Below are 14,689 nucleotides of genomic sequence, written 5' to 3'. Positions count from 1 at the left end.
GCGTTCTCGGCGGGTATGCGACTCGAGAGCCGTCTGGCGACATTCCGATTCCTGGCGTGGAGTGAGATGTACCGGCCGTTTGGACCGATTCAGAGCCCCGCTCCGATGTCGGGGCCGTCACTCCACGGCCGCGACGATCCACGGCTTCGCGTCGGGGTCGTACTCGGCGATCGCGCCGCTGTGGCTGCGCGTGTCGGGTGCGAGGACGCCGACGTGTTTCAGCTGCTGGACGAAGTTGAACAGGACGTTGGTGCGGATCACGTCCGTCCAGACGCCTCGTTCCCGGTAGAGTCGGGCCGTCTCACCGCGCTCGATCAGCTCTCGGGCGCGGGCCGCGCCGCGAGTCGTGCAGAACGCGCTCAGGAAGACGTTCGGGTACTCGCGGACCAGCCGCTCGACGAGATCGAGGAAGTGGACTCGCGGTCCCTCCTTCCGGAGCGCGTCGAGCAGCAGCCCGAACTCGGGGTGTCTGACGAAGGAGTTCCGGAGGAGGACCGCGAGCGGCGGGTGGACCTCGGCGACGGTGCGCCGACCGACGTCCTCCTTCGTCAGGCGCAGGTCGTCGAGGTCCTCGATCCCGTGCCCGCGAAGCACCGTCGCGGCCAGCTCCCCCTGATCGGTCAGTTCGTGGGGCGACCCCGCCGAGACCAGTCCGAGGGTGCGCGCGCTCGCGACGGTCTCGCCGCCGGCGCCGAACCCGTACTCGTCGGCGATCGCGTCGACGATCTCGTCGCGTGCGAGGGGGCCGTACCGGTCGAGGGCGACGACCGGCGCGAAGTAGTTCAAGGGCTGCGCGAGGCTCAGCGTCGTGATGTCGCCGCCGAACTCGTTGCCGCGGAGCCGGAGGGACAGCTGCCCCTCGATGTCCGCGGCCTCCGCGGTCGACTCCGCGCTCGGGGGCGAGCGCCACGCGGTCGCCCCGTCCTCGTCGACGCCGATGACACCGATCCCCTTCGAGCGGAGCAGATCGGCGTGCGGCCGCACGGCGTCGCCGTGGCCGGCGAGGTACGACACGTGCGCGCCCTGCTGGTAGGTCAGCGCCTGTCCGATGCCCCGCAGGAGGTTCGTCGACCCCTTCACCTCGATCGCGAACACGCGGTTCGCGTCGGTGAAGCCGAGCACGTCGGGGTACCGCCCGCGAATCGCGATCTCGTGGCGGCGACAGCGGTCGAGCACGTCCGCGTACGCGTCGCTGTGCGCCTCCGGAACGTGGACCAGCGGCTCGTAGTTCCGCTCGTCGAGCGCGGTCACCACGCGGTCGAACACCGCCGGCTCGTTCATACGGGTGGCACACCCTCGCGGACAATAAGCGATTCTCCCACCGCGCTCGCGGGCTCGCCCGGTCACCGCCTCGCATTTCACTCGCACCTCGCCCGCAGTTTAAGTGCGATACCGCGGCACCCGGCGTATGGACTTCGGGTGGAACGTCGACCGGGAAGGGGGCGTGTCGCTGGTTCGGTGTCGCGCGCGCAACGACGACGCCGTCCCGCGACGCGTCCGGATCGAGAGCCGGCTCGGCGCCCCCGTACTCCCGCCGCGGCGAGGCGGCGTTCCGGAGGACGGGTGGGACGAATCGGGCGTGACGCTGCGTCTCGACCCCGGGGAACGGCGGGCGTTCGGCTTCGCGGCCCGCGCTCCGCCGGCCGATCCGCCGGTCGAGGTCGCCGAGGTGGCGGCGGTCGATCCGACGGCGGAGTCGGGAGACGCGGGACTCGGCGGGAGGGACGACGGAGCGGCGTCGGCGACGGCCGAGGCCCTTCGGCGGCTCGGCGACCACCGCCCGCCGAGGGACGCGGTCGCGGGCGAGGCGATCGGGTTCGGCGATCCGGACCCGGAGGACGACTCGGATGATTCGGCCCACACCGGCGGAAGCGGTGCTGACGTCGTCGATGCGGTCGACGCGGACGAACCGCCCGTCGACTCTGCCGCTCTCGGACCGCCGCCGGGGGAACCGACGAACTGGTCCGACGCGGTGGACGCCCGACTGAACACGGTCGAGGAACGGATCGACCGGGCGGAGCGGTTAACCGACGCCGACTTGGCAACCGCGACGGAGGCGGTCGCGGAGGCCGACGGCGTCGAGGGACTCTCCGGGCTCGACGAGCGCGTCGCCGCGGACGCGGCGCGGCTCCGGGAGCTGAGCGAGCGCGCGTCAGCGCTCGCGGCGCGCGCGGAGGCGACCGACGCGCCGGTCGCGGCGCTGGAGCGGCTCGCGTGATCCTCGCGGTCGCCGGCGGGAAGGGCGGCGTCGGGAAGACGACGCTCGCGTACAACGTCGCCGCCGCGCTCGACGCGGTCGTCGTCGACGCCGACCTCGGGATGGCCGACCTCCCAGGCGGCCGCGGTCCGGACCTCCACGACGCGCTCGCCGGCGCGGCCGACCCGATCGAAACGCTGCGCGTCGGCGCGGTCGACATCGTTCCCTGCGGTCGGACCCTCGCCGGCGCGCGAGCGGCGGACCTCCGGCGGCTCGACGCCGCGGTGGCGGCGCTCGAACGGGAGCGCGGCACCGTCGTCCTCGACTGTCCCGCGGGGCGGCGCGCGGACGCCGGCGTCCCGCTCGCGGTCGCGGACGCCTGCCTGCTCGTCGTGTCGCCGCGGGCGTTCGCGCTGGCCGACGCGATCCGGACCCGAGCGCTCGCCCGCGAGCTCGACGCCGGACTCGTCGGCTGCGCGGTCAACCGCGTGACCGAGGAGCCGCCGGTCGACGCGATCGCCGACGCGCTCGGCGCGCCCGCGTCGGTGGTCCCCGCCGACCCCCGAGTCGGTCGTTCCGTCGCCGAGGAGCGACCGGTCGTCGAGACCGCCCCCGACAGCGCCGCGGCGGAAGCGATCCGCGAACTCGCCCAGCGGGTGCCCGACTGACGGGGCCGAGCCCGCGGCGCCCCGCGCTCTCCCGACGGCCCGCGAAATCGCGCCTTTTTACCGCTCCGGGACGGACTCGCTGACGATGCTTACGGCCGTCCTGCTCGTCGGCGTCGCCGTTCTGACGGTCCTCGCCGTCGAGGTCGGTCCGCTGTACGCGGCCGACCGGTTCCGCGACCTCCGGGAGCCGACCGACGCCGAGCGCGGCCGCCTCGACTACCTCCGAGAGACGGCCGGGCTCGACGTGGACCGGATCGCGATCGAGCGCCGCGGTGCGGACGAGGCCGGCGGGGGCGAATCGGGGCGCGAGCCCGGAAGCGACGGCGTCGGTCCCATCGATGTCGCCGTCCGCGGTCCGCCCCGTCGGCGCGTGCTGTTCCTCTCGGAGGCGGTGCTCGACGACATCGACGACGACGTCGCGATCGGTCTCCTCGCGGCCGAAGCCGGCCGCGTCGAGACGTACTACGGAGAGTTCCGAGCCGTCGCGGTCGCGGCGGTGGTCGGCGTGTTGGCGGCGATCGTCACCGCGACGGTGCCGTTCGACGCGGGGTTCGCGTCGCTGGTCGCGGTCGGGCTCGCGGCGTTCTGGGTCGGGCGGCGGGTGCAGTACGCGGCCGACGACCGGGCCGCGGACGCGGTCGGCGCGGGTCGCGTCGCCGACGCGTTCGAGCGCGTGGCGGCGATCCGCGGAGTCGAACCGGAGACCGGCGACTGGTCGACGTGGTTCGAGGTGCAGCCGCCGCTCGGCGATCGGATCGCGACACTGCGGGAGAGAGAAGGGTCGGAGGCGGCGTGACACGCCGTTCGGAGCCCCTTCGATGGGCTATCGGGCGGGCTCGGCGACGACCGCCGTCGCGTCGACGCTGATCTCGTAGCCGGGGACGGACAGCGAGATGTCGATGGTGGTTCCGGGATGGCTGGCCACGAGCCTGTCCAGCGCGTCCAAGTCGAAGTGATCGTAGAGAACGATCCCGGCCTCGTCGGCGAGCTCGACCGGCTCGACGCCTGCGGCCCCGGCGACGGCCTCGACGACGGCGCGGCTCGGCGACCGGCCGGGGTCACCGTGCTCGACGCGAACCGACTCCGGGACCGGATCGTGGCTCTGAGAGTCCGCCGTTGCGCTGCTCATACTGATTAGGCGTCGAATACATGTATAAACCTATCCTTGCGTTTATCTGATCTGATATCTCGGAGGGCGAGACGCCTATATCCGATCGATCGCCATGCGGTTGCATGGCACTCGAACGCGCCGGACCGGGTATCGCTCGCGGAGCCGACGGTGACGCGTTCGGGTTCGTTTTCGCGTGAGTCGCGCGCGGCGGATCCGCCCCGCGTCGGGGCGATGAAACCGGGCCGATCGGCGGGCGTCGCGGCGACGGCGACGGGAACTCCCCGTTCGTCGCCCTGCGACGGCGACGTGCCGGAACCGTTACCAACCAGCCAGACGCCTATACACACAACTCGAATGCGACTCCCGGAACGACAGCTCGCGGTCCTCGAGGCCGCGAGCGCGACGGACGAACGGACGATAGACGAGATCGCGGCGGAGACCGGCCTGAAACCCGAGACGGTCACCGGTGCCGCGTTCGATCTCCGCGACGAGGGGCTCCTGTCCGTCGTCGAGACCGCCGCCGAGACCCTCGGCCTCACCGACGAGGGTCGGCGGTACGTCGACGACGCACTCCCCGAAACGCGGCTCTACCGCGCCGGGCTCGCGCTCGACGCGGACGAGGCCGCGGTCTCGATGGGACGGGTCATCGGCGAGGCCGGCCTCGACGGTCCCGAGGTCGACATCGCGCTCTCGAACTTCGCGCGCAAGGGGTTCGGGACGATCGACTCCGGCGAGCTAACCGTCGACCCGGACGCGGACCCGGACGCCGACCCCGAGGCCGCCGCGCTCGCGGCGCTCGCCGACGGCGACGACCCCGCAGTCGACGAGGCGGTGCTCGATCAGCTCGACTCCCGCGGGCTCGTCGACCGCGGCGAGTCGGTGACCCGGGCGGTCACCCTCACCGACGACGGCGTCGACGCCCTGATGACGGCCGTCGAGACGACGGAGACGGTCTCACAGGTCACCCCGGAGCTGCTCGCCAGCGGCGAGTGGCGCGACGTGGAGTTCTCCGAGTACAACGTCGAGGCCGACGCGCCGACGACGCGGGGCGGTCGGAAACACGTCCTCCGCCGGACTGCGGACCGCGTGAAGGACGTGCTGGTCGGGATGGGGTTTCAGGAGATGGAGGGACCCCACGCCGACAGCGACTTCTGGATCAACGACTGCCTGTTCATGCCGCAGGACCACCCGGCCCGGACCCACTGGGACCGGTTCGCGCTGGACGTGCCGCCGATGGAGGGGATTCCGGACGAACTGATGGCCCGCGTCGAGGCGGCCCACCGCGACGGCTGGGGCGAGGACGGCGACGGCTACCACTCGCCGTGGTCCCAGGAGTTCGCCCGCGAGGTCGCCCTGCGGGGCCACACCACCTCGCTGTCGATGCGCTATCTCTCCGGGATCGCGGGCGCCGAACTGGAGCCGCCGCAGCGCTACTTCTCCGTCGAGAAGGTGTACCGCAACGACACCCTCGACCCGACGCACCTCCTTGAGTTCTTCCAGATCGAGGGGTGGGTGATGGCCGAGGACCTCTCGGTGCGTGACCTGATGGGTACCTTCGAGGAGTTCTACCGGCAGTTCGGAATTACGGACATCCGGTTTAAACCGCACTACAACCCGTACACGGAGCCGTCCTTCGAGCTGTTCGGGGAACACCCCGAGACGGGCGAGGAGATCGAGATCGGCAACTCCGGCGTCTTCCGCGAGGAGGTCACCGGCCCGCTCGGCGTCGACTGCGACGTGATGGCGTGGGGGCTCGCCTTAGAGCGACTCGCCATGCTCACCACCGGTGCGGAGGACATCCGCGACCTCCACGGGACGCTGGCCGACATCGAGTTCCTGCGGGACGCGGAGGTGAGCTACTGATGCCCGTCGTCGACATCGACACCGACGAGCTGCGCGGGCTCACCGGCCGCACCGACACGAGCGACGACGAGTTCAAGCAGGACCTGTTCGGGCTCGGCCTGGAGTTCGAAGGGGAGACCGACGACGGGCTCCTCCAGTTCGAGTTCGCGCCCGACCGGCTCGACCGGCTCTCCGTCGAGGGCGTCGCGCGCTCGCTGCGCTACCACTACGGCGACGACCGCGGCGTCTACGTCCCCGAGACCAACGACCCCGAGTGGACGATCGAGGTCGCCGAGTCGGTCCCGGACGAGCGCCCGTACGTCACCGGCGCCGTGGTCCGCGGCGTCGACCTCGACGAGGGCGCGCTCGACTCGCTGATCCAGCTGCAGGAGAAGCTCCACGCGACGATGGGGCGCGGCCGCGCGAAGGGCGCCATCGGGATCCACGACCTGGCGATGGTCAAGGGCGCGCCGCTCCAGGAGGGCGCGGAGCCGTCGATCACCTACCGCGGCGTCGACCCCGACGGCGACGCGTTCGTCCCGCTCGATTCGAACGACGAGCTGACGCCGGACGAGGTGCTCGCCGAACACGACACGGGGCGGACGTACGCCGACCTCGTCGACGACTTAGAGCGGTACCCCGCGATCTACGACGAGCTCGGTCTCTTCTCGTTCCCGCCGGTCATCAACGGGAAGCGCACCGAGGTGACGACGGGCTCGCGCGAGCTGTTCGTCGAGCTCACCGGCACCGACCAGTGGACGATCGACCGGATGTGCAACATCATCTGTTACGCGCTCTCCGCCCGCGGCGCGACGATCGAGGAGGTCGAGGTGCACTACGCCGACGGCGCGACCGCCCCGAGCGAGTACGGCGCGGAGCTCGTCCGCCCGAACCTCGACACCGACGAGAAGTCGGTGAGCCACGACCGGATCGAGACCCTCCTCGGCGTCGACTTCGAGCCCGAGGAGGTCGTCGACTGCTTCGAGCGCGCCGGCCTCGACGCCTCCTACACGCTCGACGAGGACGTGACCTACGAGGTGGAGATCCCGCCGTACCGCGTCGACGTGCTCCACCCGCTCGACCTCGTCGACGACGTGGGACGCGCGTACGGCTTCGACAACTTGGAGCCGCGCTACCCCGACGTGGGGACAGTCGGCGGGCGCCACGAGCGCTCGCGGCTGGAGGACGCGGTCCGGACCAGCCTCGTCGGGCTCGGCTTCGAGGACCTGCTCAACTTCCACATGACGAGCGGGACCGAGAACTACGACCGGATGAACCTGGGGGCGGGAGCCGACGCCTTCGGCGCCGGCGAGCCGGTCGAGATCACGGAGCCGTACAGCGAGGAGTACACCCAGCTCCGGACGTGGGCGCTCCCGTCGCTTCTGATGCTGCTCGAACGCAACACCCACAACGCGTACCCGCAGGACATCGCGGAGGTCGGCTTCGCGGCCGAGCGCGACGATCGCGAGGACACGAACGTCGCCGAGCGCCGTCACGTCGCCGGCGCGGTCGCCCGACGCGACGCCTCCTACGAGACCGCGAAGGGGCGCCTCCAGGCGGTGTGCGACGACTTCGGCGCGGAACTGGAGACGCCGCGCACGGAGCACCCCTCCTTCATCGACGGTCGGACCGCCGAAGTCGTGATCGACGGCGAGCCGGTCGGCGTGATCGGCGAGGTCCACCCCGCCGTCCTCGTCGAACACGACCTGGAGGTGCCCGTCGCCGCCTTCGAGTTCCACCTCGACGCTTTAGGCCAATAGGGACTCGATCTCGAAGTTTCCCGTCGGGCGTTTATAGGTCGTTGATACTGGATCGACGGTGAAGACCTCCAAAGCCCCAGCCGCGACGACTCGCGCGGCTCGCTGTCGTTCGAAAGGCGCAGAGCGCCTTTCGTGATGACGAGAGAGCTTCGCTCTCTCGAACCACGCGCTTCAGTCGCTCGCTACGCTCGCTCCTTCCAGTGCTTGCGTCGCCGAGCGTCGTCCTCGCGACTGCCCCTTTGAGTCCTACCCGACCGCACCGACCGCACCGACCGCACCGCCCGCACCTCACACCTCCCCAGCCTCGTCGGCCTCCCGTCGCTTCGCTCCGGTCGGCCGACTCCAGNCCTCGCGCGGCGCTCCTCGCGGCCGCCGGGGGCGGCCGCTCGCAGGCGCGCGCCACCGCACCGCCTGCGGTCGTTTAAATATCGTATCGCTGCTGCCGCCGCCACCTCTCGATCAGCCCTCGAACCCGTCTTCCCACCGGAACGTCCCGTTGCGCTGGACGACCTCGCCGTCGATCTCCAGTCGGGAGTCCTCGCTCACGTCGCTGATCATGTCGACGTGGACCGCGCTGTCGTTACCGGACTCGCCCTCGGGCAGGCAGGCGTCGTAGGCGCGCCCCACGGCGAGGTGAACCGTGTCGCCCATCTTCTCGTCGAAGAGGATCGAGTCGGTGAAGCGATCGATGCCGCGGTTCATCCCGATCCCGAGCTCGCCGAGCCGGCGGGCGCCCGCGTCGGTGTCGAGCACGCTCGCGAGCGCGCCCTCGCCGGCGCCCGCAGAGAAGTCGACGACCTCACCGTCCTCGAAGACGAGGTGCACGTCCCGGACGCGGGTCGCGTCGATCGTCATCGGCACGTCGAAAAAGGCCTCGCCCTCGGTGTCGTAAGGCGCGGTGAACACCTCGCCGCTCGGGAGGTTGTGAGAGTCGTACGCCACGGAGGCGGCGGAGTTGACCGCGGTGCGGCCCGCGATCGACATCGAGATATCGGTGTCGGGGGCGTCGTCGCGCTCGGTGACGATCCGGACCTCGTCGCCGCGATCGAGGGCGTCTTTCATCGCCGCCATCTCGTCGGCGAGCGCCTCCCAGTCGCGGAGCACGGCGTCGTAGACGAACTCTCGGTACTCCTCGTAGGCCATCCCGGCCTGCTGGGCCAGCGAGCGCGTGGGGTGGACCGTCGACACCCAGTCCGTGTCCATCCGCGCCTCGCGCACGCCCTGCCGCGCTTTCGCGTACGCCTGTCGCGTCTCGCTCGCCACGTCCGCGCTCGCGGTGGTGTTGCGACCGCCGCCGATCCGGAGGTAGGCGTCCGCGGCCTCGAACAGCGCGCGCTCGACGGCGGGGTCGTCGTCGAAGCTCGGCGCGCCGTCGCCGTCGTCGCCGTCGTCGCCGTCGCCGTCACCCCCCTCCGATCCCGCCTCGGCGCCTTTCAGATACGCCCGCGAGACCTCCGCCGATCCGTACAGCGTCGTCACGTTCGCGCCCCGCTCGCCGAGCGCCTCGGCGACCGCGACGCCGAGTTCGTGGGCGTCCTCGGCGACGCTCACGACGACGTCGTCGCCGGCCTCGACCCGCGCGCTCCAGTCGACGAGCACGGCGGCGTGCTCGCGTACGCGTTCGTCCATGCCGTGGGGTCTCGGCCGGCGGGTAAAAAGGCCTGCTCGTCGGCCGCACGCGCGGGTATGCGGGACCGGCGCGTCGCTGCTCCCGGCGTTTCCGCCGTCGCCGTCGCCAGCGAAACCTGCCCCGGTGCCGGTCGCTTATGTGCGCGCACCCGAAGAGAAGGGTATGAACGAGGAGTCACCCGCGGACAGACGCTCCCCCGTCGGCGAGCCGGTGGTCCGGTCCGATCCGGCGGTGACGGGCGAGCGCGCCGCCGAAGCGGTGGGGTTCGACCCCGGCGATCCCGACAGCGTCGCCGAGGCGGCCGAGACGGTCGCGCGCTTCGCGGCCGGCGACGTCGGCGACGACGACCACGTGCTGATGCTGCGGGGGGCGGCCGCCTGCGCCGCGCTCGTCCGCGGCGTCGGCTCGTACAAGGCGGCCGCCGAACGCGCCGGCGACGGCGTCTCGGTGGCGTTCATCCGCAAGTGGGCCCGCGTCCACGACCTCCCGCAGGCGATCCGCAGACAGGTCGCGAGCGGGCGGATCGCGCCGAGCGCGGCGAAACACGTCGCGCGACTCGGTGGCACCGACCGCTACCTGCTGGCGTGGGCGACCATCGACGGCGACCTCACGGTCCGCGAGGTGCGCTCGATCGCCTCCGCGGTCAACGACGGGAGCGACGTCGAGACCGCGGTCCGCGAGGCGGGCGTCGAGCTCGGCCACGTCGGGATCGGGCTCCCGCTCGACGCCTACGTGGAGCTCAGGCGCCGCGCCTCGAACCGGAACCTCGACCCCGGCGACCTCGTCGCCGAGGCGCTCGACGACTACTTCGCCGAGTCGGACGCCGAGTAACTCGGCGAGCCCGGCGCGTCCCCCGCCGCGAACCGCGCGACCGCCGCCGCGATCGCTTCTCGCCCGCGTTCGACCTCGTCCCACGCGATCGTCTCGTCCGGGTAGTGTGCCTCCGTAATGGTCCCCGGCCCGAGCAGGACCGTCGGAATCCCCGCGGCGACGTAATGCCGGGAGTCCGCGCCGTAGGTCGCGCCCGTCGGCTCCGCGTCCGGCAGTCCGGCCTCGACGAGCCCCGCCCGCGCGGCCTCCACGATCGGCTCGTCGACGGCGACCTCGATCGCCTCGAACTGCACCGAGAACCGCTCGAACGTCGGCGGGTGCTCGCGGAGCCACGGGTCCTCGTCGACCACCTCCGCCAGCCGCTCGCGGAACGTCTCCTCCACCTCGTCGACCGTCTCGCCGGGCGCCACGCCGATCCGGAACTCGGCGGTCAGCGTCGCCGGCACCGTCGACGCCCACGAGCCGGACTCGACCGTCCCGCACACGACCGGCCACGGGACCGGGAACTCGCCGTACAGGGGGTGATCGACCGTTTCGCCGCGCTCCGTCTCCAACTCCATGAACGCCTCCCGGATCGCCTCGAACCGCGGGAGCACGTCCTCGCCGCGCCAGCGCGTGGCGGCGTGAGCGCTCCGCCCGGTCAGCTCCAGCCGCGCCATCAGCGACCCCTCGCAGGCGACCACGGGGCGTAGCTCGGTCGGCTCCGCGACGATCGCGGCGTCGCGCTCGAAGGGGTACGGGTTCGCGAGCGCCGCGGTCGCGGCGCCGTACCCGCCGTCCTCCTCGCCGGCGACCGCCTCGACGACGACCCGGAGCCCCGCGTCCGGGAGGTCGACCGCGCCGGCGGCCACGCGCTCTCGCACGTCGAGCGCCGCGCCGACGCACGCCGCGACCCCCGACTTCATGTCCGCGGCGCCGCGGGCGGTGAGCGTCTCGCGGGCGTCGGTCCCCTCGTCCTCGCCGCCGCCCTCGCTCCACACCGGCTCGAACGGGTCGCTCGACCACTCGGCGGGCTCGGCGGGGACCACGTCGATGTGGCCGTTCAAGACGACCGTGGGGGTGTCGTCGCCGGCGTCGTTGGCGTCGTTGGCGTCGTCGTCGCCGGCGCTGTCCGTCGCCGCGTCGGCCCCGCCGAGCGCGAGCACGCCCCCGACGCTCCGTCGGCCCGCCACGTCCGACTCGTCGAGGTCGTCCGGGAACGAGGGATGATCGGCGAGCAGGTCCGGGTCGGCGTCCCACGCGTACGTCTCGAACCCCAGCGCGTCGAGCTCGCCCTCGACGAAGTCGGCGGCGGCCGCCTCCGCGCCGGCCGTCGAGGCGAACCGACAGAGGTCGGCGGCGAACGCGCGCATGTCGAAGTCCATGCTCGCGGGGACGGCGGCGGCTCAGAAACCGTTTCGGATCGGCGGGCGATCCCCCCCAGCCGCACGCGGTTTCTAAACGTTTATCCGTGGTCTCGCCGTACGGATTCGTGTCTGGGCCGGTAGCTCAGTTAGGGAGAGCGTCCGGCTTTTAACCGGACGGTCGGGGGTTCGAATCCCTCCCGGCCCGTGCACCGAACCGCCGAGCGACAGCGAGGCGGTGAGGGAACCGGCCGGGAGGGCTTCGAACGAGACCAGCCGCGCGCAGTGAGCGAAGCGAACGAGCACGTCTGGGCGTGGTTCGAATCTCATTGCCACCGCCGCGATCAACGCCACGAGCGACAGCGCCACGGCTCACGGGCGTGAAAACCGGGGGAAAGAGGAGAACGCGTGGCGCGTCACCGCCGGCGCGGCGACGCGTGATCCGGGTTCAGTACCCGAGTCGTTCGCGCACGAGGACGATCGTCGTCCGGCCCTCCTCGGTCTCGCGGCGGTAGATGAGCTGTTTGGCGACCGCCGACTCGACCCCGTACGCCTCCTGCGCGCGCTCGTTCTCCAGCGGGTACGCGACCGACTCCAGCCGATCGAGCGCGTCGTCGAGCGTCGGGACGATCTTGTTGGTGCCCGTGACGATGACCACGTTGCCGGCGGCGAACGGGTACGCACCGATCCGGCTGCCGGAGAGGTCGGCGGCGACGAGCTCGCCCGTCTGCGCGATAGCGTTGATGCCCCCGAGGAAGTAGTCGGCCGTCTGCGACTCCCGGCGCGCGGTCTGTCGCTCGGCGTCGTCGTCGATGCTCCATATCTGATCGGGGAGGCTCTCCCACTCGTGGTCGCCCCCGCTGAGGAAGTCGTCGAACCCGATCTCCTCGAGCGTCGTCGAGTGACCGTTCATCACGGACGCGCCCGCGGGGATCTGCGACTGCACCGCGTCGAGCGCCTCGTCGGCGTCGTCGACGACGATCACGTCGAAACCGCGCTCTTCGAGGTTCGCCACCGTCTCCTCGACGGTCGCGTCGTCGGCGGGCTGGTCCAGCGTCTCGTCGATCTCGGCGTCGTCTGCGTAGTCCGCTTTCTGCTGTGACATTGTATGGAAATTGAACGGACCGCGCCGCGGCACGCGCGCTCGCGGCGGGCCCGTCTCGTGATCGATCGAATGCGCGGACGACACTTAACGGCTCGCGAACACCCGTGTCGGGTGGTTACACCGGTGTTATCTTCGTGTCGCCGGAGCGACTGATCGCCGTCCGTCGGGCGACGAGCCGACGGCTCCGCGGGCGTCGTCGGTCGTCGATAAAAGTCGCGTGTCGTCGGGCCCGAAGGGGCGCGCGACGGTCGGTCGGCGGGTCGGTCCAGCGAAGCGGTTGCGGTTGGCGCGGGGGTGAGTGTGTGTCCTATCCGAACGTCACATCGCACCGCCCATGCCGCCCATGCCGCCCATGCCGCCGCCCATGCCGCCGGGCGCGCCGCCGGGGCCGCCCTCGTCGCCGCCGTCGTCGGAGCCGCCGCCCTTCAGGTCGCCGGCCGCGATGACGTCGTCGATGCGGAGGATCATGACGGCCGCCTCGGTCGCGGACTCGATGGCCTGGGTCTTGACGCGGAGCGGCTCCACGACGCCCTCGGCCTCCATGTCGATCACGTCGCCCGTGTAGGCGTCGAGACCGGCGCCGAACTCGCCGCCGTCGTGGCGGGAGCGGAGGTCGACCAGCGAGTCGATGGGGTCGAGACCGGCGTTCTCGGCGAGGGTGCGCGGGATGACTTCCAGCGCGTCGGCGAACGCCTCGACGGCGAGCTGCTCGCGGCCGCCGACGGAGTCGGCGAAGTCGCGGAGCTGCAGCGCGAGCTCGGCCTCGGGGGCGCCGCCGCCGGGCAGCACCTTCCCGTCGAGCAGCGTCGTGCGGACGACGCCGAGCGAGTCGTCGATGGCGCGCTCGACCTCGTCGACGACGTGCTCGGTGCCGCCGCGGAGGATGAGCGTGACGGACTTCGCCTCTTCGACGTCCTCGACGAAGATGCGCTCGTCGCCGCCGATGTCCTTCTGGGCGACGGAGCCGGCGAAGCCGAGGTCGTCCGTCTCGATGTCGTCGAGGTTGGAGACGACGCGGCCGCCGGTCGCGCGGGCGAGGCGCTTGAGGTCGTCGGACTTCGCGCGGCGGACGGCGAGGATGCCCTCCTGCGCGAGGTAGTGCTGGGCCATGTCGTCGATGCCGTCACCGACGAAGACGACGTCGGCGCCGATCTCCGTCAGGTGGTCGACCATCTCGCGGAGCTGCTCCTCCTCCTGGTCGAGGAACTGCTGGAGCTGGTCGGGGTCCGTGACGTTGACCTCGGCGTCGATCTCCGTCTCCTTCACTTCGATGGCGCCGTCGAACAGCGCCACGTCGGCGTCCTCGACCGCGAAGGGCATGTTCTCGTCGACGCGCTCCTTGTCGACGATGACGCCCTCGACGAGCTCGGACTGGTCGATGGAGCTGCCGACGACCTTCTCGACGGAGACGTTCTCCGTGTCGATGCCGTCGTCGTCCTTGACAGCGAGCACGGAGTCGACGACGAGCTCGGCGAGCAGGTCCTTGGAGTTCTCGGCGCCCTTGCCCGTCATCGCCGTCTCGGCGATCTCGACGAGCGTGTCGTAGTCGTCCTCGGAGACGTCGATGGCCTCCTCTTCGAGGATCTCCTTGGCCTTCTCGGAGGCCTGACGGTACCCCTGCGCGAGCGTGGTCGCGTGGATGTCCTGGTCGAGGAGCTCCTCGGCCTGATCGAGGAGCTCACCGGCGACGACGACGGCGGAGGTGGTGCCGTCACCGACTTCCTCCTCCTGCGTCTCGCTTACCTCGACGATCATGTTGGCCGCCGGGTGGTCGATGTCCATCTCCTTCAGGATGGTGACGCCGTCGTTCGTGACGACGACGGACCCGCCGGAGTCGACGAGCATCTTGTCCATCCCTTTCGGGCCGAGCGTGGTGCGGACGGACTCCGCGACCGCCTTGCCGGCCGTGATGTTCATGTTCTGAGCGTCCTTTCCGGAGGTACGCTGCGACTCCTCGGAAAGTACGATCATGGGCTGATTGCCCATCCGCTGGCGCTGTGACATTACAACCATTGATTGATTGTGATTCTATATAAATCCTTTGCTCGGGTCGTGCGAAAACGCAACACTGTGGGGGAGTACCAATCTGTATGGGGTACGTTCACACAGGCCTTTTTATAGAACTCCAGATCGAGCGCTGGGACGCGGACCGCCTATGCTCGGGGTCGGCTGGGGCCTCGGAGGTGTCCACTCAGCTGTCAG

General features: G+C 71.1%; 12 protein-coding genes and 1 tRNA gene. 7 read left to right on the top strand and 6 right to left on the bottom strand.

The genetic code is table 11. The features are described 5' to 3' along the window. Positions 1 to 117 precede the first annotated feature (117 nt). Positions 118 to 1,281 (bottom strand): hypothetical protein, encoded by a 1,164-nt coding sequence (locus C471_RS07430; RefSeq protein WP_004047657.1) that lies wholly within the window; start codon positions 1,279 to 1,281, stop codon positions 118 to 120. Between the two features lie 127 nt (positions 1,282 to 1,408). Between C471_RS07430 and C471_RS07425 the strand changes: the two genes are divergently transcribed. The 3 genes from C471_RS07425 to C471_RS07415 all read left to right on the top strand — a co-directional run bounded on the left by C471_RS07425 (position 1,409) and on the right by C471_RS07415 (position 3,661). Next, complete coding sequence (locus C471_RS07425) at positions 1,409 to 2,218, top strand: DUF7857 domain-containing protein (protein WP_004047655.1); 810 nt, start codon at positions 1,409 to 1,411, stop codon at positions 2,216 to 2,218. Continuing rightward, positions 2,215 to 2,865, top strand: coding sequence for a MinD/ParA family ATP-binding protein (locus C471_RS07420; RefSeq protein WP_004047653.1), 651 nt, complete (start codon positions 2,215 to 2,217; stop codon positions 2,863 to 2,865). Before C471_RS07425 ends, C471_RS07420 begins: the two co-directional genes overlap by 4 nt. 85 nt (positions 2,866 to 2,950) lie before the next feature. After that, positions 2,951 to 3,661 (top strand): hypothetical protein, encoded by a 711-nt coding sequence (locus tag C471_RS07415; RefSeq protein ID WP_004047650.1) that lies wholly within the window; start codon positions 2,951 to 2,953, stop codon positions 3,659 to 3,661. 27 nt (positions 3,662 to 3,688) lie between these two features. On the opposite strand, the gene C471_RS07410 is transcribed toward C471_RS07415, so the two are convergent. Then, positions 3,689 to 3,994, bottom strand: coding sequence for a HalOD1 output domain-containing protein (locus C471_RS07410; RefSeq protein ID WP_004047647.1), 306 nt, complete (start codon positions 3,992 to 3,994; stop codon positions 3,689 to 3,691). Positions 3,995 to 4,330: 336 nt separating this feature from the next. Here C471_RS07410 and pheS point away from each other — a divergent pair, with 336 nt between their 5' ends. Continuing rightward, on the top strand, positions 4,331 to 5,839 hold the full coding sequence (pheS, locus tag C471_RS07405; protein ID WP_004047644.1) for a phenylalanine--tRNA ligase subunit alpha: 1,509 nt from the start codon (positions 4,331 to 4,333) through the stop codon (positions 5,837 to 5,839). Then, positions 5,839 to 7,578: a phenylalanine--tRNA ligase subunit beta gene (gene pheT, locus C471_RS07400; RefSeq protein ID WP_004047642.1), complete on the top strand. Its 1,740-nt coding sequence runs from the start codon at positions 5,839 to 5,841 to the stop codon at positions 7,576 to 7,578. The genes pheS and pheT overlap by 1 nt, the downstream gene beginning before the upstream one ends. A 459-nt stretch (positions 7,579 to 8,037) precedes the next feature. Here pheT and C471_RS07395 read toward each other — a convergent pair whose 3' ends face one another. Beyond that, a complete protein-coding gene (locus C471_RS07395; RefSeq protein WP_004047640.1) occupies positions 8,038 to 9,207 on the bottom strand; it encodes an aminopeptidase in 1,170 nt (389 codons plus the stop codon). A 163-nt stretch (positions 9,208 to 9,370) separates the two neighbouring features. Between C471_RS07395 and C471_RS07390 the strand changes: the two genes are divergently transcribed. Continuing rightward, positions 9,371 to 10,039, top strand: a complete 669-nt coding sequence (locus tag C471_RS07390; protein WP_004047637.1) for a DUF7119 family protein — start codon at positions 9,371 to 9,373, stop codon at positions 10,037 to 10,039. Here the strand turns inward: C471_RS07390 and C471_RS07385 are convergent. Then, a complete protein-coding gene (locus C471_RS07385) occupies positions 10,012 to 11,403 on the bottom strand; it encodes a M20/M25/M40 family metallo-hydrolase (RefSeq protein WP_004047634.1) in 1,392 nt (463 codons plus the stop codon). The genes C471_RS07390 and C471_RS07385 overlap by 28 nt on opposite strands. A gap of 113 nt (positions 11,404 to 11,516) precedes the next feature. Between C471_RS07385 and C471_RS07380 the strand changes: the two genes are divergently transcribed. Beyond that, positions 11,517 to 11,590 (top strand) — tRNA-Lys (locus tag C471_RS07380). A gap of 240 nt (positions 11,591 to 11,830) precedes the next feature. Here C471_RS07380 and C471_RS07375 read toward each other — a convergent pair. Further along, positions 11,831 to 12,487, bottom strand: coding sequence for a lactate utilization protein (locus tag C471_RS07375; RefSeq protein ID WP_004047632.1), 657 nt, complete (start codon positions 12,485 to 12,487; stop codon positions 11,831 to 11,833). Positions 12,488 to 12,805: 318 nt separating this feature from the next. Beyond that, entirely contained in the window at positions 12,806 to 14,458 is a 1,653-nt protein-coding gene (thsA, locus tag C471_RS07370) for a thermosome subunit alpha (protein WP_004047629.1), read from the bottom strand. Positions 14,459 to 14,689 lie beyond the last annotated feature (231 nt).

The sequence above is a fragment of the Halorubrum saccharovorum DSM 1137 genome, from assembly GCF_000337915.1.
Lineage (GTDB): Archaea > Halobacteriota > Halobacteria > Halobacteriales > Haloferacaceae > Halorubrum > Halorubrum saccharovorum.
The sequence above is the reverse complement of the archived record's forward strand: the minus strand, read 5'-3'. Positions and strand labels throughout refer to the sequence as shown.

Bases quoted from the DNA above. Each gene is read 5' to 3' on its own strand.
- C471_RS07430 (WP_004047657.1), bottom strand. From the start codon at position 1,281: ATGAACGAGCCGGCGGTGTTCGACCGCGTGGTGACCGCGCTCGACGAG.
- C471_RS07425 (WP_004047655.1), top strand. From the start codon at position 1,409: ATGGACTTCGGGTGGAACGTCGACCGGGAAGGGGGCGTGTCGCTGGTT.
- C471_RS07415 (WP_004047650.1), top strand. From the start codon at position 2,951: ATGCTTACGGCCGTCCTGCTCGTCGGCGTCGCCGTTCTGACGGTCCTC.
- C471_RS07410 (WP_004047647.1), bottom strand. From the start codon at position 3,994: ATGAGCAGCGCAACGGCGGACTCTCAGAGCCACGATCCGGTCCCGGAG.
- pheS (WP_004047644.1), top strand. From the start codon at position 4,331: ATGCGACTCCCGGAACGACAGCTCGCGGTCCTCGAGGCCGCGAGCGCG.
- pheT (WP_004047642.1), top strand. From the start codon at position 5,839: ATGCCCGTCGTCGACATCGACACCGACGAGCTGCGCGGGCTCACCGGC.
- C471_RS07395 (WP_004047640.1), bottom strand. From the start codon at position 9,207: ATGGACGAACGCGTACGCGAGCACGCCGCCGTGCTCGTCGACTGGAGC.
- C471_RS07390 (WP_004047637.1), top strand. From the start codon at position 9,371: ATGAACGAGGAGTCACCCGCGGACAGACGCTCCCCCGTCGGCGAGCCG.
- C471_RS07385 (WP_004047634.1), bottom strand. From the start codon at position 11,403: ATGGACTTCGACATGCGCGCGTTCGCCGCCGACCTCTGTCGGTTCGCC.
- C471_RS07375 (WP_004047632.1), bottom strand. From the start codon at position 12,487: ATGTCACAGCAGAAAGCGGACTACGCAGACGACGCCGAGATCGACGAG.
- thsA (WP_004047629.1), bottom strand. From the start codon at position 14,458: ATGATCGTACTTTCCGAGGAGTCGCAGCGTACCTCCGGAAAGGACGCT.